Annotated in this window: 23 protein-coding genes and 1 pseudogene; 19 read left to right on the top strand and 5 right to left on the bottom strand. The window is 63.7% G+C overall.

From position 1 onward, the window contains the following. The first annotated feature begins 59 nt into the window (after nt 1–59). From CO676_RS26440 to CO676_RS26375, 15 genes and pseudogenes are all read left to right on the top strand, one after another. Nucleotides 60–1175 carry a metallophosphoesterase gene (locus CO676_RS26440; RefSeq protein ID WP_097523252.1) on the top strand — a complete coding sequence of 372 codons (1116 nt, stop codon included), beginning with the start codon at nt 60–62 and terminating at the stop codon, nt 1173–1175. A gap of 97 nt (nt 1176–1272) precedes the next feature. Further along, nucleotides 1273–2310: a LacI family DNA-binding transcriptional regulator gene (locus tag CO676_RS26435; RefSeq protein ID WP_097523251.1), complete on the top strand. Its 1038-nt coding sequence runs from the start codon at nt 1273–1275 to the stop codon at nt 2308–2310. 10 nt (nt 2311–2320) lie between these two features. Then, a complete protein-coding gene (gene xylB / locus CO676_RS26430) occupies nt 2321–3775 on the top strand; it encodes a xylulokinase (protein WP_097523250.1) in 1455 nt (484 codons plus the stop codon). A gap of 122 nt (nt 3776–3897) precedes the next feature. Continuing rightward, entirely contained in the window at nt 3898–5208 is a 1311-nt protein-coding gene (gene xylA, locus CO676_RS26425; protein ID WP_097523249.1) for a xylose isomerase, read from the top strand. A 288-nt stretch (nt 5209–5496) separates the two neighbouring features. Further along, the gene (locus CO676_RS26420) at nt 5497–6549 is read left to right on the top strand and encodes a sugar phosphate isomerase/epimerase (protein WP_097523248.1); all 1053 of its coding nucleotides are present in this window, start codon (nt 5497–5499) and stop codon (nt 6547–6549) included. A gap of 174 nt (nt 6550–6723) precedes the next feature. Further along, the gene (locus CO676_RS26415) at nt 6724–7908 is read left to right on the top strand and encodes a Gfo/Idh/MocA family oxidoreductase (protein WP_014765998.1); all 1185 of its coding nucleotides are present in this window, start codon (nt 6724–6726) and stop codon (nt 7906–7908) included. A gap of 144 nt (nt 7909–8052) precedes the next feature. After that, the gene (locus CO676_RS26410) at nt 8053–9426 is read left to right on the top strand and encodes a GH1 family beta-glucosidase (protein ID WP_097523247.1); all 1374 of its coding nucleotides are present in this window, start codon (nt 8053–8055) and stop codon (nt 9424–9426) included. 2 nt (nt 9427–9428) lie between these two features. Continuing rightward, nucleotides 9429–9984: pseudogene (locus CO676_RS26405) on the top strand (NADPH-dependent FMN reductase). A 306-nt stretch (nt 9985–10290) separates the two neighbouring features. Further along, nucleotides 10291–11370 (top strand): methionine ABC transporter ATP-binding protein, encoded by a 1080-nt coding sequence (locus CO676_RS26400; protein ID WP_097523246.1) that lies wholly within the window; start codon nt 10291–10293, stop codon nt 11368–11370. Further along, nucleotides 11360–12025 (top strand): methionine ABC transporter permease, encoded by a 666-nt coding sequence (locus CO676_RS26395; protein WP_014765993.1) that lies wholly within the window; start codon nt 11360–11362, stop codon nt 12023–12025. Before CO676_RS26400 ends, CO676_RS26395 begins: the two co-directional genes overlap by 11 nt. A 34-nt stretch (nt 12026–12059) precedes the next feature. After that, a complete protein-coding gene (locus CO676_RS26390) occupies nt 12060–12839 on the top strand; it encodes a MetQ/NlpA family ABC transporter substrate-binding protein (RefSeq protein WP_097523245.1) in 780 nt (259 codons plus the stop codon). A 102-nt stretch (nt 12840–12941) separates the two neighbouring features. Next, nucleotides 12942–13331 carry a GFA family protein gene (locus CO676_RS26385; RefSeq protein ID WP_097523244.1) on the top strand — a complete coding sequence of 130 codons (390 nt, stop codon included), beginning with the start codon at nt 12942–12944 and terminating at the stop codon, nt 13329–13331. A gap of 50 nt (nt 13332–13381) precedes the next feature. After that, nucleotides 13382–13693 (top strand): aconitase X, encoded by a 312-nt coding sequence (locus tag CO676_RS36325; protein WP_245424474.1) that lies wholly within the window; start codon nt 13382–13384, stop codon nt 13691–13693. Then, nucleotides 13693–14625, top strand: a complete 933-nt coding sequence (locus CO676_RS26380; protein WP_245424472.1) for an aconitase X — start codon at nt 13693–13695, stop codon at nt 14623–14625. The genes CO676_RS36325 and CO676_RS26380 overlap by 1 nt, the downstream gene beginning before the upstream one ends. Continuing rightward, the gene (locus CO676_RS26375; protein ID WP_041414678.1) at nt 14622–15044 is read left to right on the top strand and encodes a DUF126 domain-containing protein; all 423 of its coding nucleotides are present in this window, start codon (nt 14622–14624) and stop codon (nt 15042–15044) included. Before CO676_RS26380 ends, CO676_RS26375 begins: the two co-directional genes overlap by 4 nt. A gap of 18 nt (nt 15045–15062) precedes the next feature. Here CO676_RS26375 and CO676_RS26370 read toward each other — a convergent pair whose 3' ends face one another. From CO676_RS26370 to CO676_RS26360, 3 genes are all read right to left on the bottom strand, one after another. After that, on the bottom strand, nt 15063–16007 hold the full coding sequence (locus tag CO676_RS26370; protein ID WP_097523243.1) for a rhodanese-related sulfurtransferase: 945 nt from the start codon (nt 16005–16007) through the stop codon (nt 15063–15065). A 69-nt stretch (nt 16008–16076) separates the two neighbouring features. Continuing rightward, nucleotides 16077–16622, bottom strand: a complete 546-nt coding sequence (locus CO676_RS26365) for a CHAD domain-containing protein (protein WP_014765987.1) — start codon at nt 16620–16622, stop codon at nt 16077–16079. A 78-nt stretch (nt 16623–16700) separates the two neighbouring features. Then, a complete protein-coding gene (locus CO676_RS26360; RefSeq protein ID WP_014765986.1) occupies nt 16701–17168 on the bottom strand; it encodes a CYTH domain-containing protein in 468 nt (155 codons plus the stop codon). A 199-nt stretch (nt 17169–17367) separates the two neighbouring features. Here CO676_RS26360 and CO676_RS26355 point away from each other — a divergent pair, with 199 nt between their 5' ends. The 4 genes from CO676_RS26355 (at nt 17368) to CO676_RS26340 (ending at nt 19900) form a co-directional block, all read left to right on the top strand. Next, nucleotides 17368–18006, top strand: a complete 639-nt coding sequence (locus CO676_RS26355; RefSeq protein WP_014765985.1) for a 2-dehydro-3-deoxy-phosphogluconate aldolase — start codon at nt 17368–17370, stop codon at nt 18004–18006. A 166-nt stretch (nt 18007–18172) separates the two neighbouring features. Beyond that, entirely contained in the window at nt 18173–18871 is a 699-nt protein-coding gene (locus CO676_RS26350; RefSeq protein ID WP_097523242.1) for a tellurite resistance TerB family protein, read from the top strand. 118 nt (nt 18872–18989) lie between these two features. After that, nucleotides 18990–19688, top strand: a complete 699-nt coding sequence (locus CO676_RS26345) for a GNAT family protein (protein WP_014765983.1) — start codon at nt 18990–18992, stop codon at nt 19686–19688. Next, nucleotides 19685–19900, top strand: a complete 216-nt coding sequence (locus CO676_RS26340) for a hypothetical protein (protein ID WP_097523241.1) — start codon at nt 19685–19687, stop codon at nt 19898–19900. The genes CO676_RS26345 and CO676_RS26340 overlap by 4 nt, the downstream gene beginning before the upstream one ends. Before the next feature lie 12 nt (nt 19901–19912). On the opposite strand, the gene CO676_RS26335 is transcribed toward CO676_RS26340, so the two are convergent. After that, entirely contained in the window at nt 19913–20950 is a 1038-nt protein-coding gene (locus CO676_RS26335; RefSeq protein WP_014765981.1) for a nickel/cobalt transporter, read from the bottom strand. Beyond that, nucleotides 20944–21588, bottom strand: coding sequence for a DUF1007 family protein (locus CO676_RS26330; protein WP_097523240.1), 645 nt, complete (start codon nt 21586–21588; stop codon nt 20944–20946). Before CO676_RS26330 ends, CO676_RS26335 begins: the two co-directional genes overlap by 7 nt. Nucleotides 21589–21683 lie beyond the last annotated feature (95 nt).

Genomic DNA, 21683 nt, shown 5'->3' with positions numbered 1-21683 from the left:
TGCGGCACTATCCTCGTTACCCTTGAGTCGGTCGAATTGATCAAGGCGCAGGGCAGGCGATGATCGACAATCCATTCCTCAAGCCGTCCAGGCGGAGATTTCTTGCTGGTACGGCTGGCCTCGGCCTTTCGCTGATCGCAGGCGGCGGGCGGGCAGCGCGGCCACCAGTCGATGCCACATTTGTCTTTTCCAATGACATCCACGCCTGCCTCGTCTCGACGGAAGGCCTTGCGCCGAATTGCGAACAGGAGGGCAAGACGGACGCCAATCTGTTGCGACACATTGCGGCACTCAACGGACTTCCGGGACAGCACTGGCCGCAAACGATCGACGGCAAGCCGAGCGGGCTCGCCGGCGCCGGCGCGAAGATTTTACGGCCGGTCGGCCTGGTGCTCGGCGGCGATATCACCGACGACGGCGGCGGCCAGGTTCGCGAGCCTCGCGAAGGGCGGCAGTTGCAGCAGTTCCAGAGCCGATACGAGCATGGCGTCGGGCCGCATCATATCCATTACCCCGTCTATGTCGGGCTTGGAAATCATGATCTCGATCAGGACGGCGCGCCGCCGAACGGCGACTGGTACCGTCGCGAGCTGCGCGACTATGTGGAACTCACCCATCGCCAGTCGGTTTTCTACAGACCCCCGGTGCCGGTCACCAACTACGATCCGCTATCGGACAATTATTCCTGGGACTGGGGCGGACTCCACCTCGTTCAATTGCAGCGCTTCGGCGGTGACGAGAACAAGGGGGCGGTTAGCGGCCTGCCGTGGCTGAAGCGCGATCTCGCTACCTATGCCGCGGACGGACGCCCGGTCGTCTTGTTCCAGCACTATGGCTGGGATGCGTTCTCGACCGAGGTCTGGGACCCTGCGGCAAAGACTTTCGACGATCAGGGCGGCGGCCAGCCGCATTGGTGGAGCCCGGCCGAGCGCGAGGCCTTGCTCGAGACGCTTAGGGGCTACAACGTCGTCGGACTCTTTCACGGTCACGAACATGACCGGGTGATGGCCTATCGCGTCGGCGAAATCGACATCTTCAAGCCCAAGGCGGCCTTTCTCGGCGGCTTCGCGCTTGTCCGGATCACTGATAAGTTCCTAGATGTCGTCTTCGGAGAGGCCACTGGCGAGGCGGGCCATGCCGCTTTCACGCATGCCTTCAGCAGGCGTTTCGACTGAGGGTTTGGCGCCCGATATTCAAAGCCGTTTCGCTCTCACAATATTTTTGATTTACGTACATCAAAACTTCCTCTAAGGGGTCTGCGAGGAGGAACGAATGCGACCGACCGTTCACGATATCGCCGCGGAGGCCGGCGTCAGCCTGGCCACTGTCGACCGGGTTTTGAACAATCGTCCGGGCGTCCGTTCCGTGACGCGCGACAAGGTCGAGCAGGCGATCGCGACGCTCGGCTATGTGCGTGACGTTGCCGCGGCCAACCTCGCCAAGGGCCGCAGCTATTCCCTCGTCTTCATCCTGCCCGCCGGCGAAAATTCCTTCATGCGCGGGCTTGAGGCCGAGGTGAGGGCCGCCAAGGCGCACTTGGTGGCGGAGCGGACCGAAATCACCATCCTCTGTGTTCCCGCGTTCGACGCGCGCGCCCTGGCGGATGCCCTGGCAGAAGCACGTCGGCAGCGGCCCGCCGGCGTCGCCGTAGTCGCTATCGAGGCGCCTGAGGTCGTGCAAGCGGTCGAAGACCTGCGCCAGGACGGGATTGCCGTGGTCACCCTGGTTTCCGACCTGCCGGGATCGACGCGCGATCACTTTACCGGCGTCGACAATATCGCCGCCGGGCGCACCGCCGGAAACCTGATGGGCCGGTTCCTCGGCGATCGTGCCGGGCCGGTAGCGGTGGTGGCGGGCTCGATGCTCGTGCGCGACCACAGGGAACGGCTGGAAGGCTTTCAAGCGGTCATGCGCAAATGCTTCGAAACTCGCTTGCTGTTGCCGGTCGTCGAGGGTCAGGACGATGCGGCTCTCGTCGAGAAACTCGTCGGCGCGCTCATCGAGCACCATCCGGACCTTGCCGGCGTCTACAGTCTCGGTGCCGGCAATCGCGGCCTCGTTGCCGCGCTCGAGAAAGCCGGCAGGGCCGAGGCGGTCTGCGCGATCGCCCACGAACTGACGCCCCATAGCCGGGCCGCTCTACTCTCCGGGACCATCGATGTGCTGCTCAACCAGGATGCGGGCCACGAGGTCAGGAGCGCGATCCGGGTGCTGAAGGCGAAGGTCGACGGGCTGGCCGTCATCGAGGCGCAGGAACGCATCCGCATCGACATTTTCCTGAAGGATAACCTGCCGATAGAGCAGGCATAGGAGGACACCCATGTATCTCGGACTGGATCTCGGCACCTCCGGCGTCAAGGCGATGCTGATCGACGGCGAACAGAAGATCGTCGGTTCCGCCGCGGCCGCGCTCGACGTCTCGCGGCCGCATACCGGCTGGTCGGAACAGGACCCGGCTGACTGGGTACGCGCGGCGGAAGAGGCGATCGCCGGGCTCAAGGCGGCGCATCCTGACGCGCTCGCCGCGGTCCGCGGCATCGGCCTCTCCGGCCAGATGCACGGTGCGACGCTCCTCGACGAAAACGATGCGGTGCTTCGACCCTCTATTCTCTGGAACGACACGCGCAGTTTTCGCCAGGCGGCGGCGCTCGACAGCGATCCGCAGTTCCGGGCGCTGACCGGCAATATTGTCTTCCCCGGCTTCACCGCACCGAAGCTCGCCTGGGTGCGCGAAAACGAACCGGAGGTTTTTGCCAGGGTGCGCTGGGTGCTGTTGCCCAAGGACTATCTGCGTCTGTGGCTGGCCGGCGAGCATATGTCGGAAATGTCGGATTCCGCTGGCACCTCCTGGCTCGATACGGGCAAGCGGCAGTGGTCGGAGAGTCTCCTTGCGGCCACCCACCTCGAAGAGCGGCAGATGCCGGATCTGGTCGAAGGGACGGACGTTGCCGGCACGCTCCGGCCGGAGCTCGCGAGCCGCTGGGGCATGGGGTCCGGCGTCGTTGTTGCCGGCGGCGCCGGCGACAATGCAGCATCTGCTTGCGGCATGGGCGCGGTTGGGGAGGGACAGGCCTTCGTCTCGCTCGGAACGTCCGGGGTGCTCTTTGCCGCCAACGCCAGCTATCTTCCCAATCCGCAAAGCGCCGTCCATGCCTTCTGCCATGCGCTTCCCAACACCTGGCACCAGATGGGCGTGATCCTTTCGGCAACCGATGCGCTCAACTGGCATTCGGGCATCACTGGCAGGAGCGCTGCGGAGCTGACAGGCGAGCTTGGCGACATACTCAAGGCGCCGGGCTCGGTGACATTCCTTCCCTATCTCTCCGGAGAGCGTACTCCGCACAACGACGCGGCGATCCGCGGCGCCTTTGCCGGTCTCGGCCATGAAAGTTCTCGCGCCGCGCTGACACAGGCCGTGCTCGAAGGCGTCTCCTTCGCGATCCGCGACAGCCTGGAAGCGTTGCGCGCCGCCGGCACGAGGCTCACACGGGTCACGGCGATCGGCGGCGGCTCCCGGTCGCGCTACTGGCTGAAGTCGATCGCAACGGCACTGAACCTGCCGGTCAATCTGCCGGCCGACGGCGATTTCGGTGCCGCCTTCGGCGCAGCCCGGCTCGGCCTGATCGCCGCCACCGGCGCCGATCCGGTTGCGACCTGCTATGCGCCGGCGACGGCGGAGACAATCTCGCCGGACGCCTCGCTGGCGCCGGCCTATGAAGACGCCTACCAGCGCTATTGCCGGCTTTACCCCGCCATCAAGGGAGCGACGATCTAGCCAGTTCTGGCCCCGGCCGGCTTCGCGGGTCACGCTGAATGATGCAATGAAAACGATTACTTCCACCAATGGCCGCGTTCCGCAGCAGGCGGGCCGGCAACAGTCCTTGAGAGGAGACAGCCGTGAGCACCGGATTTTTCGGCGACATCGCCAAGATCAGATATGAAGGCCCGGAGAGCACCAATCCGCTCGCCTTCCGCCATTACAATCCGGACGAGATCGTCCTCGGCAAGCGGATGGAAGATCATCTGCGCTTCGCAGTTGCCTATTGGCACACCTTCGTCTGGCCGGGCGGCGACCCCTTCGGCGGACAGACCTTCGAGCGTCCCTGGTTCAAGGACTCGATGGAAGCGGCCAAGCTGAAGGCCGACGTCGCCTTCGAGTTCTTCCAGCTTCTCGGTACGCCGTTCTATTGCTTCCATGACGCCGACGTTCGTCCAGAGGGCCGGACCTTCGCCGAGAACACCAGCAATCTCAACGAGATCGTCGATTACTTCGCCAAGAAGCAGGCCGAGACCGGCGTCAAGCTGCTGTGGGGCACGGCGAATCTCTTCTCGAACCGGCGCTACATGTCGGGTGCGGCGACCAACCCGGACCCGGACGTCTTCGCCTTTGCCGCGGCAACTGTAAAGACCTGCATCGATGCGACACAGCGGCTTGGTGGCCAGAACTACGTGCTTTGGGGCGGGCGGGAAGGCTATGAGACGCTGCTCAACACCGATCTGAAGCGCGAACTCGACCAACTCGGCCGTTTCGTCAATCTCGTTGTCGAATACAAGCACAAGATCGGCTTCAAGGGCACGATCCTCATCGAGCCGAAGCCGCAGGAGCCGACCAAGCACCAGTACGACTTCGACGTTGCGACCGTCTATGGCTTCCTGAAGACGTACGGCCTCGAGAACGAGGTGAAGGTCAATATCGAGCAGGGCCACGCGATCCTTGCCGGCCACTCCTTCGAGCACGAGCTGGCGCTTGCCAATGCGCTCGGCATCTTCGGCTCGATCGACATGAACCGCAACGACTACCAGTCCGGCTGGGATACCGACCAGTTCCCGAACAATGTTCCCGAAATGGCGCTTGCTTATTATCACGTGCTCGCAGGCGGTGGCTTCAAGACCGGTGGCACCAACTTCGACGCAAAGCTGCGTCGCCAGTCGATCGATCCGGAAGATTTGCTGATCGGCCATGTCGGCGGCATGGATTGCTGCGCACGCGGCCTCAAGGCGGCGGCGAAGATGATCGAGGACAAGGCGCTCTCTGCGCCGCTGGAGAAACGCTATGCCGGCTGGAGTGTGGCCGAGGCGAAGAAGATGCTCGAGGGCGGCTTCTCTCTTGACGAGATCGAGGCCTGGGTGCGCAAGGCCGACCTCAATCCGCAGCCGAAATCCGGCAAGCAGGAACTGCTGGAGAACATCGTAAACCGCTACGTCTGATGGCGGCATCGGCCGGAAACGGACGGGCGGCCTCGCATGACGCGACGCCCTCTCGCCGTTTCCGGAACTTCTTCGCGGCTCCTGTTTCGGCGCCTGCGGATACAAGAAATCCTCTTCGCATTGGGGCAGAAGCGGATTGCCCCTTGCGGAGAATCTGCTAGCTTCTCGCTCCTGCAACGTTGCAGGTATATGAGTTATCACGAAGTTTGCGGAGCGAGGCGGTTAAAGATCATCAGTCGACCGGCGTGCCGGTTTCTTAGACAGTGATTCACCAGGGAGGAAATTTGCATGAAGACGATCAAAGGACCGGGGCTCTTTCTTGCGCAATTCGCCGGCGATGCGGCGCCGTTTAACTCCTGGGACTCCATCACCAAATGGGCGGCGGATTGCGGCTACAAGGGTGTGCAGGTCCCGAGCTGGGACGGCCGGCTGTTCGACCTGAGGAAGGCGGCGGAATCGAGGACCTATTGCGACGAGATCGCCGGCAAGGCGCGTGACAACGGCGTCGAGATCACCGAGCTTTCGACGCATCTGCAGGGCCAGTTGGTGGCCGTGCATCCCGCCTATGATGAGGCGTTCGACGGCTTTGCCGCACCGGAGGTGCGTGGCAATCCGAAGGCGCGCCAGCAATGGGCAGTGGAACAGGTGAAGCTGGCGCTGACGGCGTCGAAGAATCTCGGCCTCGATGCGATGGCAAGCTTCTCCGGCGCACTCGCCTGGCCCTTCGTCTATCCCTGGCCGCAGCGTCCCGCGGGCCTGGTGGAGACCGCCTTTGACGAGCTTGCCCGGCGGTGGAAACCGATCCTCGATCATGCGGAGGATTGCGGCGTCGATGTCTGCTACGAGATCCACCCGGGCGAGGACTTGCACGACGGCATCACCTACGAGATGTTCCTGGAGCGCACCGGCAATCATGCCCGTGCCTGCATGCTCTACGATCCGTCGCACTACGTGCTGCAGTGCCTCGACTATCTCGACAATATCGACATCTACAAGGACCGCATCCGGATGTTCCACGTCAAGGATGCGGAGTTCAACCCGACCGGCCGGCAGGGCGTCTATGGCGGCTACCAGGGCTGGGTGAACCGGGCAGGCCGCTTCCGCTCGCTCGGCGACGGCCAGGTCGATTTCGGCGCGGTCTTCTCGAAGATGGCGGCGAACGATTTCGCCGGCTGGGCGGTGGTCGAGTGGGAGTGCTGCCTGAAACATCCGGAAGACGGCGCGCGCGAAGGGGCGGAGTTCGTCAAGGCGCATATCATCCGCGTCACCGAAAAGGCCTTCGACGATTTCGCCGACAGCGGCACCGACGAGGCTGCGAACAGGCGGATGTTGGGGCTTTGAGCGGAAAGCGACTTCCCAGTCGTTCCCAAAAAAGAACCCTCCACAACCCCTCCCCACAAGGGGGAGGGGCTCGCCGCGGCGGCGCCGTAAATTTCTCCCCCCTTGTGGGGAAGATGCCCGGCAGGGCAGAGGGGGTCTGACCCCCAGCACCAAATCTGATCAGGAGAGAACAGCATGGCTATCGAGGGAAGCAGTACGGAAACTCGGCAGAAGCGGATCCGGCTCGGCATGGTGGGCGGCGGTTCCGGCGCTTTTATCGGCGCCGTGCACCGGATCGCCGCCAGGCTTGACGATCAATACGAGCTGGTCGCCGGCGCTCTGTCGTCGACAGCAGAGAAGGCGCAGGCCTCGGGACGCGAGCTCGGGCTCGACTCGTCGCGCGTCTATTCGGATTACAAGGAAATGGCGATCCGCGAGGCGAAGCTGAAGAACGGCATCGAAGCGGTGGCGATCGTCACGCCGAACCACGTTCATTACGCGGCGGCGAAGGAGTTCCTGAAGCGCGGCATTCACGTGATCTGCGACAAGCCGCTGACCTCGACGCTTGCCGACGCGAAGAAACTCCAGAAGGCGGCGGAGGAAAGCGATGCGCTCTTCGTGCTGACGCATAATTACACCGGCTATCCGATGGTGCGCCAGGCGCGCGAGATGATCGCTAATGGCGAGATCGGCACCGTCCGTCTGGTGCAGATGGAATATCCGCAGGACTGGTTGACCGAAAATATCGAGCAGTCCGGCCAGAAGCAGGCGGCCTGGCGGACCGATCCGGCCCGCTCCGGCGCCGGTGGCTCGACCGGCGATATCGGCACGCATGCCTACAATCTCGGCTGTTTCGTTTCCGGGCTCGAGCTCGACGAACTCTCGGCCGATCTCGACAGTTTCGTCGCCGGCCGCCAGCTCGACGACAATGCCCATGTGCTGCTGCGCTTCAAGGAGAAGGACGGCGCGCGGGCGAAGGGCATGCTCTGGTGCAGCCAGGTGGCGCCGGGGCACGAAAACGGGCTTATGGTGCGGGTCTACGGCACCAAGGGCGGTCTGGAATGGGTCCAGAAGGATCCGAACTACCTCTGGCACACGCCCTTCGGCGAGCCGAAACGCCTGCTGACGCGGGCCGGCGCCGGCGCCTCGCCGGCAGCGGCGCGCGTTTCGCGCGTTCCATCGGGCCATCCGGAAGGCTATCTCGAAGGCTTCGCCAATATCTATGCGGAAGCGGCGCGGGCGATCTTCGCTAAAAGAATCGGGGAGACGGTGGCTCCGGCTGTCACATATCCGACGATAGACGATGGCATGAAGGGCATGATCTTCGTCGATGCCTGCGTGCGCTCGTCGCAGCGCAACGGCGCCTGGATCAAGGTCTGAAGCGCAACCCGGGAAACGGGCGATGCAAGCGCGCCCGTTTCCCGGGTTGACATTTGCCGTCGCACCTTTAGGCCACGGTCACACAATAACGGCGTGGCGGCGGCTTCAGGCGCGCCGCTCAGCAGATGATGACGGGAGAGAACGATGATAGAAGCCAAGAAACTTGCCAAGCGCTTTCCCGGCGACTTTGTCTTCGGCGTGGCCACCGCCTCCTTCCAGATCGAGGGCGCCAGCAAGGCGGACGGGCGCAAGCCCTCCATCTGGGACGCCTTCTCCAATATGCCCGGCCGCGTCTTCGAGGGCCACACCGGCGATGTCGCCTGCGACCACTACAATCGAATGGAGCAGGATCTCGATCTCATCCAGAGCCTTGGCGTCGAGGCCTACCGCTTCTCGATCGCCTGGCCGCGCATCATTCCGGAAGGCACCGGGCCGATCAACGAGAAGGGGCTCGACTTCTACGATCGCCTTGTCGACGGCTTGAAAGCCCGCGGCATCAAGGCTTTCGCGACGCTCTATCACTGGGACCTGCCGCTGGCGCTGATGGGCGACGGCGGCTGGACGGCGCGGACGACCGCCTATGCCTATCAGCGCTACGCGAAGACGGTGATCGCCCGCCTCGGCGACCGGCTCGATGCAGTGGCGACCTTCAACGAGCCCTGGTGCTCGGTGTGGCTTAGCCATCTCTACGGCATCCACGCGCCGGGCGAACGCAACATGGACGCGGCGCTCGCGGCACTCCATTTCACCAATCTCGCCCATGGTCTGGGCGTCGCGGCCATCCGCTCAGAACGGGCGGACCTGCCGGTCGGCATCGTCATCAATGCCCATCCGGTCTATCCCGGCAGCGACAGCGCCGAGGACAAGGCAGCGGCCGAGCGCGCCTTCGACTTCCATAACGGCGTCTTCTTCGGGCCGATCTTCAGGGGCGAGTATCCCGAGGGCTTCCTCGCAGCACTCGGGGGCCGGATGCCGCTGATCGAGGATGGCGACATGGCGACGATCGCCCAGCCGCTCGACTGGTGGGGCCTCAACTATTATACGCCGATGCGCGTTTCGCACAATCCGGTAGCGGGCGCCGAGTATCCGGCGACGACCAATGCGAAACCGGTCAGCGAGGTGAAGACCGACATTGGCTGGGAGGTCTATGCGCCGGCGCTCGGGGCGCTGGTGGAGACCCTCAACGCCCGCTACAAGCTCCCGGATTGCTACATCACCGAAAACGGCGCCTGCTACAACATGGGCATCGAGAAGGGCGTCGTCGACGACCAGCCGCGGCTCGACTATATCGCCGACCACCTGTCGGTCACCGCCGACCTGATCGCCAAGGGCTATCCCATGCGCGGCTATTTCGCCTGGAGCCTGATGGACAATTTCGAATGGGCGGAAGGCTATCGCATGCGCTTCGGCATCGTCCACGTGGACTATCAGACGCAGGTCCGCACGATCAAGAAGAGCGGTCACTGGTACAAGGAAGTGGCGGAACAGTTTCCGAAGGGCAACCATAAGCCGGTCTGACCATGGAGAGAAAACCCCTCCACTTCTACGCGCTTTGCGGCAGCCAGAGGCGATCGTCATCGAACCGGGCCTTTGCTTGAGGCTTTGCGCCTCTCGGCGCCAACAGGCGTTGCGATCGAGATCTGCGACGTGATCGGCGACCTGCCGATCTTCAATCCCGATCGGGAAGGCGAGGCGACGCCGGCAACTGTCCGCTCCTTTGCTGCGAAAATCGCCGCTGCCGACGGACTGATCATCGCCTGCCCCGAGTATGCGCACGGCATCCCGGGCGGCTTGAAGAACGCGCTGGACTGGCTGGTGTCGCGAGATGAGGTCCCGTTCAAGCCGGTCATGCTTGCCCACGCGTCTCATCGCGGCGACCACGTTCTCGAGCAATTGACCGAGGTGCTGAACACCATGTCCTTGCATCTCGTGACGGAAGCCTTCCTTCGGGTTCCGTTGCTCGGCAAGGGCGAAGTCGACCGAGAAGAGATCCTGGGCGCAGCGTGCGCCAACGGGCTTTTGTCACGATGCCTTCGGACGTTCGCCGACTCGATTGTCGCAGGCGCTGCGGCCTAAGCCGCCGCCGCAAAAGAGCATGTTTTTTGTGTCGAGCCGGCGGTTTCTGGAAAGCCATATCTGTGAAAAGGCTCGCCCTGGCGCCATAAACGGCTATATCGCACGGTAGCCACCTGGCAACCAAGTTGAACGCACCGGCTTGCTGATGAATGAGAACTGCTCCCCGTTTCGAATGCGTTGTCGAATGTCCGACTGACCATACACGCACCCCGTCCCGGCAGAGTGGCAGGGACCAGAGTTTCGAACATCCGAGAGCATCATGTATCCTTCTATCGCTGTGATCCCTCTTTCGGGGGCGACCGGACAATGACCATCCCTACATCCACGATTGCGACGGACGACGCCGCCGTGGTCTTCGACGCCGTCTCCAAGCGCTTCGCCGGATCCGGCGAGAGCGCGGCCTTCACTGCTCTCGACAATGTCAGCCTGACGGTCGGCCGCGGCTCGATCACCGGCATCATCGGCCGCTCCGGCGCCGGAAAATCCACGCTGATCCGGCTGGTCAACGGCCTCGAAAAGCCTTCGGGCGGCAAGGTGTTCGTCGATGGGGTCGACGTCGGCCCACTCGACGAAGCGGGCCTGCGCGATCTTCGCCGTTCTGTCGGAATGATCTTCCAGCACTTCAACCTGCTTTCGTCGCGCACCGTCTTCGGCAACGTCGCTTTGCCGCTGGAAATCGCCGGCATCGATCGGCATGCGATCGAGGCGCGGGTGCTGCCGCTTCTCGACCTTGTCGGGCTCGCGGACAAGCACACCCGCTATCCGGCCGAGCTTTCCGGCGGCCAGAAGCAGCGCATCGGCATTGCCCGGGCGCTGGCGACCGAGCCGAAGCTGCTGCTCTCGGACGAAGCGACATCGGCGCTCGATCCGGAAACGACCCAGTCGATCCTCGAGCTTCTGAAGCGGATCAATGCGGAGCTCGGGCTGACGGTGCTGCTCATCACCCATGAGATGGAAGTGGTGAAGGCCGTCACCTCCGACGTGGCGGTGATCGACAAGGGCGAAATCGTCGAACGCGGCCGCACCTTCGACGTCTTCACCCATCCGAGGCACGAGACGACTAGGGCCCTTCTTTCCGGTCTGCCGGGGTCGAAGCTGCCAGAGGCAATCGCCAGAGGATTGAAACCTGCCGCCGCCCCCGGCAATCGTATCGTCGTGCGTCTTACCTTCTTCGGCGCGGCCGCCGAGCGGCCGCTGATCTCGCAGCTCATCCAGTCGATCGGCGCCGAGGTCAACATCATCGCCGGCACGATCGACGAGATCGGCGGCAAGCCCTACGGCTCGCTGGTCGTCGCCTATGGGGCGGATCCGGAAAACTTGGGGAAGGCGGATCGTTTCTTCGCCGAGAACGGACTGGTCACGGAGGTGCTCGGCTATGTCGCCTGATCTTCTGCTGCTCATCGGCAAGGCCACGCTCGACACGCTGCGGATGGTGGCGATCGCCGGCTTCATCGGCGCGCTGATCGGCCTGCCGATCGGCATCTTCCTTGCGACCAGCGGCAAGGGCGAGCTGTTCCCGGCGCCGAACGTCAACCGTGCCGTCGGCCTTATCGTCAATGCGACGCGCTCGACGCCCTTCATCATTCTCGTGGTGGCAATCATCCCGTTCACGCGGCTGGTAACCGGAACCTCGATCGGCACGAAGGCGGCGATCGTGCCCCTGACGATCGCGACAATTCCGTTTTTCGCGCGCCTCGTCGAGGCGGCAATCCGCGACGTCGACAAGGGGCTGATCGAGGCGGCCCGCGCCATGGGCGCCACGCCGGTGCAGATCGTCTTCAAGGTGCTGCTTGCCGAGGCCCGACCGGCGCTGACGCTGGCGCTCACCATGACGATCGTCAGCTTGATCGGCTATTCGGCGATGGTGGGCGCGGTCGGCGGTGGCGGGCTCGGCGACCTCGGCATCCGCTACGGCTATCAGCGCTTCATGCCGGACGTCATGCTGATCGTCGTCGTCGTGCTGATCGTCCTCGTGCAGCTCGTGCAGAGCGCCGGCGACCGTCTGGCGCGCCGCTTCGACAAGCGCAGCCGCAAGACCTGACCCTTCCTGCCCTCCCACACCCAAGGAGCCTCACATGAAGACCATCCTCCTCGCAGCCTCGCTCGCCCTTGCCTTTACGGCCGGAGCGGCCCGCGCAGAAACCATCAAGGTCGGGGTGACGCCAGGCCCGCACGCCCAGATCATGGAAAAGGTCAAGGAAGTGGCGGCCACCAAAAATCTCGATATCGAAATCCTCGAATTCTCCGATTACGTGGTGCCGAACCAGGCGCTCGCCGATGGCGAGCTCAACGCCAATTCCTTCCAGCACAAGCCCTATCTCGACAACCAGGTGGCCGACCGCGGCTTCGATATCGTCAGCGTCGCCTATACCGTGAACTTCCCGATGGGTGTCTATTCGAAGAAGGTGAAGAGCCTTGACGAGCTCGCCGACGGCGCGACGGTCGCGATCCCGAACGACCCGACCAATGGCGGCCGCGCGCTGCTGATCCTCGTCGACAAGGGCCTGATCAAGCTCAAGGAAGGCGCTGGCCTCAAGGTCGGTCCGGCCGACGTAGTCGACAATCCGAAGAACCTGACCTTCGCCGAACTCGATGCCGCGCAGCTGCCGCGCTCGCTAGACGATGTCGACGCTGCCGTCATCAATACCAACTACGCACTTGAAGCCGGGCTCGACCCCTCCAAGGACCCGATCGCCCGCGAAGGCGAGAAGGCGCCTTACGTCAACATCATCGCTGTCAGCGGCAAGGACAAGGACGCGCCCTGGGTCAAGACGTTGGTCGAGTCGTATCACAACGACACGGTGAAGGCCTTTATCAAAGACACGTTCAAGGGCTCGGTCATCGCCGGCTGGTGAATCTCCGCCGTAGGAAACCGCGCACCACGAGCTGGTGCGCGGTTTTGTTTGATTGCCAAGAACTCCGCGCTAGGTTCCTTGGCTTTGGAGGGGGAGAGCGTGATGAAAGGTGCATGCCTGTGCGGCGCGGTGCGCTATGAGACGAAAGGCAGGCCGCTTTATTCCGGTTTCTGTCATTGCCGAGACTGCCAGAGGGCAACCGGGACCGGTCATTGCTGCTACATGATCTTCTCGCGTGCCGACGTCGATGTCACGGGCGAGCTCCGCGCTTACGAGAAGCTCGCCGAAAACGGCAATGCCACGATCCGCTACTTCTGCCCCACCTGCGGCAGCCAGATCTTCTCGTCCGGTCACGACCGTTGGACGGTCTATGCCGGCACCCTCGACGATATGTCGCTGTTTGAGCCCACCAATGCGGTCTTCACCCGCAGTCGCCCGCACTGGGACCGGAGCGCCATTCAGCTCGACGAATGTGAGACTCTCCCGGGGTAAGGGGGAAGCGGCGAATTGACTTGCACCTTGAGCAGTCTTTAATCGGCCGCATGTCCATTGCGCTTTCATCTTCTGATAAATCGCTTCTGTCCGGCGAGCACGGCGAGGCCGCCGCCTTCGCCATGCGGCTGCTCGTCCGCTTCGCAGAGGCTGTCGGCGCGGAACGTTTTATCGATATCGAAGCAGCTCATATCGACGGCTGCCTCTATCTTGGCCAGGTGAGCCTCGACTTCGTCGAGCATCTGGTCCACCTCGGAGGCCGTGTTCGCGTGCCGACGACGCTGAACGTCGGCTCCGTCGATCTCATCCATCCGACCTCTTTGCCGGCAGCGACGAGGTCGGCCGAGCCGGAGCGCGGCTGATGAAGGCGCATGAGGAGCTCGGCTGCGTGCCGACCTTCACCTGCGCGCCCTATCAGACGATCTTCCGGCCGCGTTTCGGCGCCCAGATCGCCTGGGCCGAATCGAACGCCATCGTCTTTGCCAATTCCGTGCTCGGCGCCCGCACCAACCGCTATGGCGATTTTATCGATCTCTGCTGCGCCCTGACGGGCCGCGCGCCCTGTTACGGCCTGCATATAGGCGAGAACCGCCGCGCCCGGGTGCTCGTCAAGGTCGAGAGCCTGCCCGAGGAGTGGGAGGAAGCGGGGCTTTCCTGCGTTGCCGTCGGTCACACGATCGGCAGGCGCTGCGGCGACCGGGTGCCGGCGATCACCGGTCTGCCGGCCTCGACGAACGAGGACGATCTGAAGGCGCTCGGTGCCGTCGCCGCTTCCGCGGGTGCGGTTGCGCTTTTCCATGCCGTCGGGCTGACGCCGGAGGCGCCGACCACCGACGCGGCTTTCCAGGGCAGAGCGCCGGAAGAGGTGATCCGGCTTACCGCGGCGGACCTCCGAGAAACCGCGCATAACCTCTCGACGGTCCCGGACGGAACGCCACTGACCGCAGTCAGCCTGGGCACACCGCATTTCTCGCTCTCCGAGTTCGAACGGCTGATGCGGCTGATCGACGGTGCGCGGCCGGTGATCGACGTCTATGTCAACACCCATCGGGCGGTGCTCGAGGAGTTGCAAAGACGCGGCTGGGAGGAGCGCCTGAGGGCAGCCGGTGTAACGCTTGTCATCGATACCTGCACCTACGTGACCGCGGTGATGCGCGACGTGTCCGGCGCCGTCATGACCAATTCCGGCAAATGGGCCTATTACGCGCCGGGCAATATCGGCGTCGAGGTGGCCTTCGGATCGCTAGCGGACTGTGTCGCATCGGCCCGGGCCGGAAAGGTGGTGCGGCTGTGACAGTGAAATTCCAGGCAATGACGCTGGTCGCAGGCTCGGCGGAGGCAGAAACGCTGGTGCTCACGGAACCCTTGAGCTTCTGGGGCGGCCTCGACTCGGCAACCGGCCGGATCATCGACCAGTGGCATCCGGAGAAGAACGAAGTGATGAGCGGCCGTATCCTGGTGATGCGGGCAGGGCGCGGCTCGAGCTCCGGGAGTTCGGTGCTGGCGGAAGCGCTTCGGCGCGGAACCGGTCCGGCGGGTATCGTGCTGCTGGCGCGCGACGCGATCGTCACCGTCGGGGCGATGGTCGCGGCCGAGCTCTATGGAAGGGCCTGCCCGGTGGTCCTCGCCAGCGAGGCGGATTGGACGACGATCACCGGGGCCGGGTCACTTGCGATCGACGCCCGAAACGAAGCAGCGACGATCGAAATTTGACTCTTGCGATCGTGGCTTTCAGCTGCCGAGATGCCGCGCGCCGCGCTTCTTCGCCAATGCGATCTGCCGCTGCCGCTCCCGGTAGCGCTCGCGGTCCTCGTCGGTGCGGACTTCGTGACAGTGAACGCAGGCGACGCCTTCCTCGTGAAGCGGTGACAGGAGGTCCTCTGGCGTCAGGGGCTGGCGGCAGGCATGGCAGAGCGTGTGCTCGCCTTCCGCGAGGCCATGGGTGACGGAGACACGCTCGTCGAAAACGAAGCAGGCGCCGTCCCAAAGGCTCTCCTCCGCCGGGACTTCCTCGAGATATTTCAGGATGCCGCCTTTGAGGTGGTAGACCTCGTCGAAGCCCTGTTCCTTCATGAAGGCGGTTGCCTTCTCGCAGCGGATACCGCCGGTGCAATACATGGCGATCTTCGGCTTGTTGTGCAGGCCGGTATGGTTGCGGACCCAGTCGGGAAACTCGCGGAAGGTCTTGGTCTTCGGATCGACAGCGCCGCGGAAGAGGCCGATCGCCGTCTCGTAGTCGTTGCGCGTGTCGATGACCAGCGTTTCCGGATCGGCGATCAGCGCGTTCCATTCCTTAGGCTCGACATAGGTACCGACCACCTTGTTGGGGTCGATGGTCTCGACGCCCATGGTGACGATCTCCTTTTTCAGCCGCACCTTCATGCGCAGGAAGGGCATGGCCGTGGCCCGGCTTTCCTTGTGCTCGAGGCGGGCGAATTCCGGCTGGGCGCGCAGATAGGCAAGCACTGCGGCAATGCCCGCGTCGGTGCCGGCGATCGTGCCGTTGATCCCTTCATGCGCGAGAAGCAGCGTACCCTTCACTTCGTTGGCGTCGCAGATCGCCTGCAGCGGTTCGCGGAAGTCGGCGAAGCGCGGAAAGGAAACGAAATGATAGAGCGCGGCCACCAGGAACTGGCCCTGCGCCTCCAGGCGCGGTGTCGTGAACATGTCGGTCATAGGACACGCAAATACAGCTTTCACAGGCCAGGCGCAATTGCGGCGAATCGGACCCGAAAGGCCCACCCCTTACCGCCCGGCCTCGAGCCACAGCAGTTCGATCATGCGGCTCTCGCCCGGGTCGTCGAGGAAGACCGCCGCTGCCCGCTGCAGGGCTTCCAGTCTCAGATCCTCTTGCCGGGTGATGGCGGCGGAAAGGAGATGGGCCTGGTTGTGGCTGTCGCCAGCGAGCTCCGGCTCTTCGTTGATGAGGGACGTCATCGTGGCGAGGTCGTTCAAATGGCCGAGCACGTCGACCAGTTCCTTGGTCTCCGCCCTTTTCGCTTGCATCGCCGAGGGCCATGTCTCTCGCAAAAGCCCCAGATTCATCCTGTAGTCCTGGGCGCGCTTGCGCAACTCGCGCAAGAGCTTGGCCTCGGTGCTCGTTTCGCAGGCGGCGTTGCGAACGGTCGAGAGATTGCGCGCCACATCTCGGATGCGGGCGTTTTCCTGCTTCTGAAAGAGTGGAGCATCGCAGGCGATGAGTCGGTAGAGCGAGCGCGGGCGCTTGAAGCTCTTGCGCCCATCGTGGATGGCTTCGTGCACGCCCGCCGGCTGATCCTTGAGCACCGCCACCGCGCGCTCGAGCTGCTCGGTGTCGACGGCGCGAAAGTCCCCGGTGAAGGCGGCCCGGACTGAAGGCGCAGGTCATGGTTACGCGACCAGCAGTCCTTCGGTGGCCAGCGCCTGGTTGGAATAGCGGCGGTCGCCGGTGATCTCGCGGCCCAGCCATGCGGGAAGGGCGGGCAGGTCCGTCTCCTTCTTCATCTCGACCTCGGCGACGACCAGGCCTTCGAGCGCTCCCTCATAAACATCGACCTCCCAGGTGAAGCCCTTGTGCGGCACGCGATAGCGACGCTTCTCGATGACGATGCCGACGGCCTGGGTCAGCAACTCGCGAGCGTCGTCCATGGGCAGGTCGTATTCATACTCGTTCCGCACGAGGGCCGATTTGCCGATCTTGACTGTAAGGCGGGCCCATTTGTTTCCATGGATTCGCACGCGCACCGAACGATCATCCATGGTGACGATATAGGCTTGGCGTAGCCTGATGCCACCGTCGGCGCGCCCCCTCCAGTCGTCGGAAGCAACCAGGAACTTGCGCTCTATCTCCTTCGCCATGGAATGTCCTGCCATTCGAGAGGTCGACCGTCATCAAACTATCGCATTGCGGGTTAGGCTCAAGCCATCTCTTGTTGCAGATGATATTTGATCGCCTTCTTTTGTAGGGCGCGGACGGCGCAGGGCCTTTCGGTCTCGACAATGACAGGCGGGCGGAGTATGCGGGTGCAGATTCAATCGTTTTAAAAGGACGGCGGGCATGAGCGCGAAGACCGACAAGCTTCTTTCCATCCTCAAGCTGCAACCGGTGGTGCCGGTGCTGGTGATCGACGACGCAGCAACTGCAGTCCCGCTCGCACGCGCCTTGGTCGCCGGAGGCCTGAAGGCGATCGAGATCACGCTGCGCACTCCGGCGGCGCTGGAGGCGATCCGCGCCGTGGCCAACGAAGTCGAAGGCGCGGTTGCCGGTGCGGGCACCATCCTCAACGCCGCGCAGTTCGAACAGGCCGTGGAGGCGGGCTCGCAGTTCATCGTTAGCCCCGGTACGACGCAGGAGTTGATTGATGTCGCCAATGACCACGCGGTGCCGCTGCTGCCGGGGGCGGCTACGGCGAGCGAGGTGATGGGGCTTCGCGAGGAAGGCTACGACGTCATGAAGTTTTTCCCGGCCGAGCAGGCCGGCGGCGCCGCCTATCTGAAATCGCTGTCCTCGCCGCTCGCCGGCACCTTGTTCTGCCCGACCGGCGGCATTTCGCTTTCCAATGCGCGCGACTATCTTTCGCTGCCGAACGTCGTCTGCGTCGGTGGCTCCTGGGTGGCGCCGAAGGAACTGGTTGCTGGCGGCGACTGGGCCGGCATCACCAAGCTGGCCGCCGAGGCCTTTGCGCTGAAAGGCTGACCGGGCGACACGCAGGGTTATCCATCAAGCAAGCTGGGCTCACGTCCGGCTTTTTGGGGTCCGGTGCGTATTTGTATTTTCGCCTCGCGGTTCCTATGTCTCACTCCGCCAACGACGACGCAGAGAGGCAGCCGCTTCCGCGCGTCAAACTTAAGGAGCGAGACCGATGTTCGACGCGAAGAAATTGCTGGATCAGTTCTTGGGTTCCCAGGTGCCCGGCGCCGGCGGCACGGTTCGCGGCCGCGCCGACCAGGTGACACAACTCGCCAAGGGCAATCCCCTGGCGTCCGGAGCGATCGCGGCCGTGCTGCTCGGCACGAAATCAGGACGCAATCTGGCCGGCAATGCGGCTGTTCTCGGCGGGCTGGCGGCGATCGCTGGCCTCGGCTACCAGGCATACAAGAACTATCAGGCCGGGCAGGCGCCGCAACCAGCGTCGCGTGCACCCATGGAACTCCCCGCGCCGCCGGCAGATTCTGGCTTCGCAGCACCGGAGGCGCTCAGCGATGACTTCGCGCTGGTGCTCGTTCGCGCCATGATCGCCGCCGCCCGGGCAGATGGCCATATCGACGAGACCGAGCGTCGCCGGATCATGGACAAACTCTCCGTTTCGGGTCTCTCGGCGGATGCTGCGGCTTTCCTCGAAGCCGAGCTCGCCAATCCGATCGACCTCGACGCCATCGTCGCTGCCGGCAAGACGGAAGAAGAACGGGTCGAGATCTATACGGCATCACGGCTTGCCATCGAGCCGGATGGCCGGGCGGAGCGCGGCTATCTCGAACTTCTCGCCGGCCGGCTGGGCCTGCCTGACGCGCTTGTCGACCACATCGAGGCGACGGTTTCGGCGGCCAAGGTTTCTGTCTGAGACGCAGCGCAATGAGCGGAGCGCATCCGTTCCGCTCATGGTTCGATCACGAGTTTGAATTTGAAACGCGGCGGTGTCTGTCCTATTGCCAAAAGCAAGTGGAACGCGGGAGTGGTCGATGCGCGATCTTGCCAATTGGAACGGATGCCCGGCGCCGCAGCCGGTATTGATTGAGGGTCGATATGTCCGGCTGGAGCCCTACGACCGGGCGACGCATCTCGAGCCACTCTGGCACGATGCCTTCGGCGGCCCGGCGATCAACCCGCTGCTCAAATACTTCACGCAGGACGATTTTTCGGGAATCGAGGCTTTCGACGACTGGCTCTCGGCCGTTCAGGCGAATTCCGGCTGGATCACCGAAGTGTTCCGCGACAAGGCGACCGGCCGTGTCGTCGGGATGGCGAACTACATGCGCGCCGACCCGGCCAACGGCGTCGTCGAGGTTGGCGGTGTGGCGCACGGGCCGGCGATGGCGCGTTCGCCGCTCTCGACGGAAGCGCATTACCTGATGGCGAGGCACGTCTTCGAGGATCTCGGCTATCGTCGCTATGAGTGGAAATGCCACAGCGAAAACCAGCCGAGCCGCGCCGCGGCCCTGCGACTCGGTTTCACCTTTGAAGGCATTTTCCGACAGCACATGATTTCCAAACACGCCAACCGCGACACGGCGTGGTTCTCGATGATCGACCGCGAATGGCCTCTCCTCAAGGCCGCATTCGAGGACTGGCTTTCTCCCGACAATTTCGATCGCGAAGGGCGCCAGAAGCGGCGTCTCGAGGATATCCGCGCGGAACTCGCGACAAAGGAGCGAGCGTGAGCACGCCCGAGAAAAAGGAAAGGTCGGCGGCGATCGCGGCAGCGATCACCCTGGCGGTCGTCGGCATCGGCTTCTTCGTGCTGCCGTCGATCATGGTGCGGCTCGGCGACATCTCGCCCTGGCTCGCCGCCGGCGTCGGCGCGCTCTTCGTGCTCGGCTTCTTCCTGATCTTCTGGCTGCGCGCCCGCCATCAGCGGCGGCGCGGCCTATAGCCTGAGTGCGCCTCAGCCCTGTAGCGCTGCACCCAACAGAACCAGCCCAAGCACCAGCACCAGTAGCGCGCCGGCGATTTCGATGCCGTTCGAGATGCGTGCCGCAGCCGATTGGCTTGAGGCATAGCGCAGCGCAAAACCCTTGGCGGTGACGGCGAGCGTCGCCAGGATCGAGACGGTGATCGCGGTGCCGATCGACATAGCGAAGACCGAAAGAACGCCGCCCAGATAGAGCCCGTTCAAAAGCGCGAAAGAGAGCACGATCAGGGCACCGGAGCAGGGGCGCAGGCCCACCGCGACGATCGCCGACCAGGCTTCGCTAAGCGCAAAACGATCGCCCTTGAGCATTTGTGGGTCGGGTGCATGGGCGTGACCGCAGGTCGTGCAGACCTCGCCATGGCCATGCGCGTGGCCGTGATCATGGTGGAGATGGCGATGTGGGTGATCATGGCCGTCGTGGCCATGGTCGTGATGGGCATGCCCGTCAGCAACGGCCATCGCCGGCCGCGTCATCGACCGCAGCTTGCGGAAGACGAGCCAGCCGCCGAAGGCGGCGATCAGCGCATAGCTTGCGACCTCGAGCGCGTGGGTTGCGCGAGTCATGTTGATGGAGGAGCCGCGCAGCACGAGATAGACGGCGCCGATCAGCAGGATCGCCACGACGCCCTGCAGGATCGAGGAAAGGAAGGACAGCAGCACGCCGCGCTTCAGTTCCGTCTCATTAGCGATCATGTAGGAGGAAATCACCGCCTTGCCGTGGCCCGGCCCGGCCGCATGGAAGACGCCATAGGCGAAGGAGAGGCCGATCAGCGACCAGAGCTGCCAGGGGTTCTCGCGCATGCCCTTGAGCGCGCCGGTCAGCAGCCGATAGAAGTTCTGTTGCTCCATGTTGACCCAGGCGAAAAACCCGCCGAGGACGCCGGTGGTCTGGATCGAAGGCTCTGCGGAGCCGATGCCGAGCGGCGATTGCGCCATGGCGAGCGTCGCCGAAAGGGCTGTCAACAGAAGGCCGGCGACGAGCGGACCGGCGATCCTGCGCGGGTTCAGCATGTGACCTCGATCCTCGTTGCGAAGAGCTTCGACATGTCGGTACCGGTCGGGTCGCTCCAGAACGCGTCGGTGAGCGTGTCCTTGTTCTCGGCCAGCACCTCGTCCGGATCCGGCCGCACCACCTGATGCTGGCAGGCCTCGATCTTCTCGCCGATTACGGTAAGATCGTCGTCGGTCGGGAAGTCCATCGCCGTGTACATGGTCGGGTCGTAGACGCCGAAGGAGAGCTTGCCCTTGAGCGGCATCGCCTCGGCCGGCTTGACCGCGAACATCATCAGCAGCTGGTTGTCCTTGTAGTCGACTGCGATGCTGTCGGGCCGGCTCACTTTTACCGATTTTCCGTTGTCGGAAATCGTCGTGTAGTAGTTGTACTCGGAAAGCGACTCGAGCACGGTCTGGCCGACCTCCTTCAGCTCGTCCGGGTCGAGCGTGGCGTTGGAGTTCTTGTCGAAGTCGAGCACGACGCTTGCCGAAAACAGCTCGTCGAACCGCCAGACGTTGCGCAGCTCGCCAATATTTCCCTTGTCGTCGGAGACGATCTCCAGCCGCGCCTCGGCGAAGATGTGCGGATGGGCGGCGGCGAGCCCGGGCGCCAGCAGGGTCGCAAGGCCGGCCAGGGGGAGGCGTTGTGTGTTCATGGGAATTAGAAATCCTTTTCGGTCGAGGGACCGGGCGAATCGCCCCTCGAATGTACCGTAAATGGGACGAAATTGGGACTTGTGCAGGCAAAGTG

It is taken from the genome of Sinorhizobium sp. BJ1 (assembly GCF_002531555.1).
GTDB classification, from domain to species: Bacteria; Pseudomonadota; Alphaproteobacteria; order Rhizobiales; family Rhizobiaceae; genus Sinorhizobium; species Sinorhizobium fredii_B.
The sequence above is the reverse complement of the archived record's forward strand: the minus strand, read 5'-3'. Positions and strand labels throughout refer to the sequence as shown.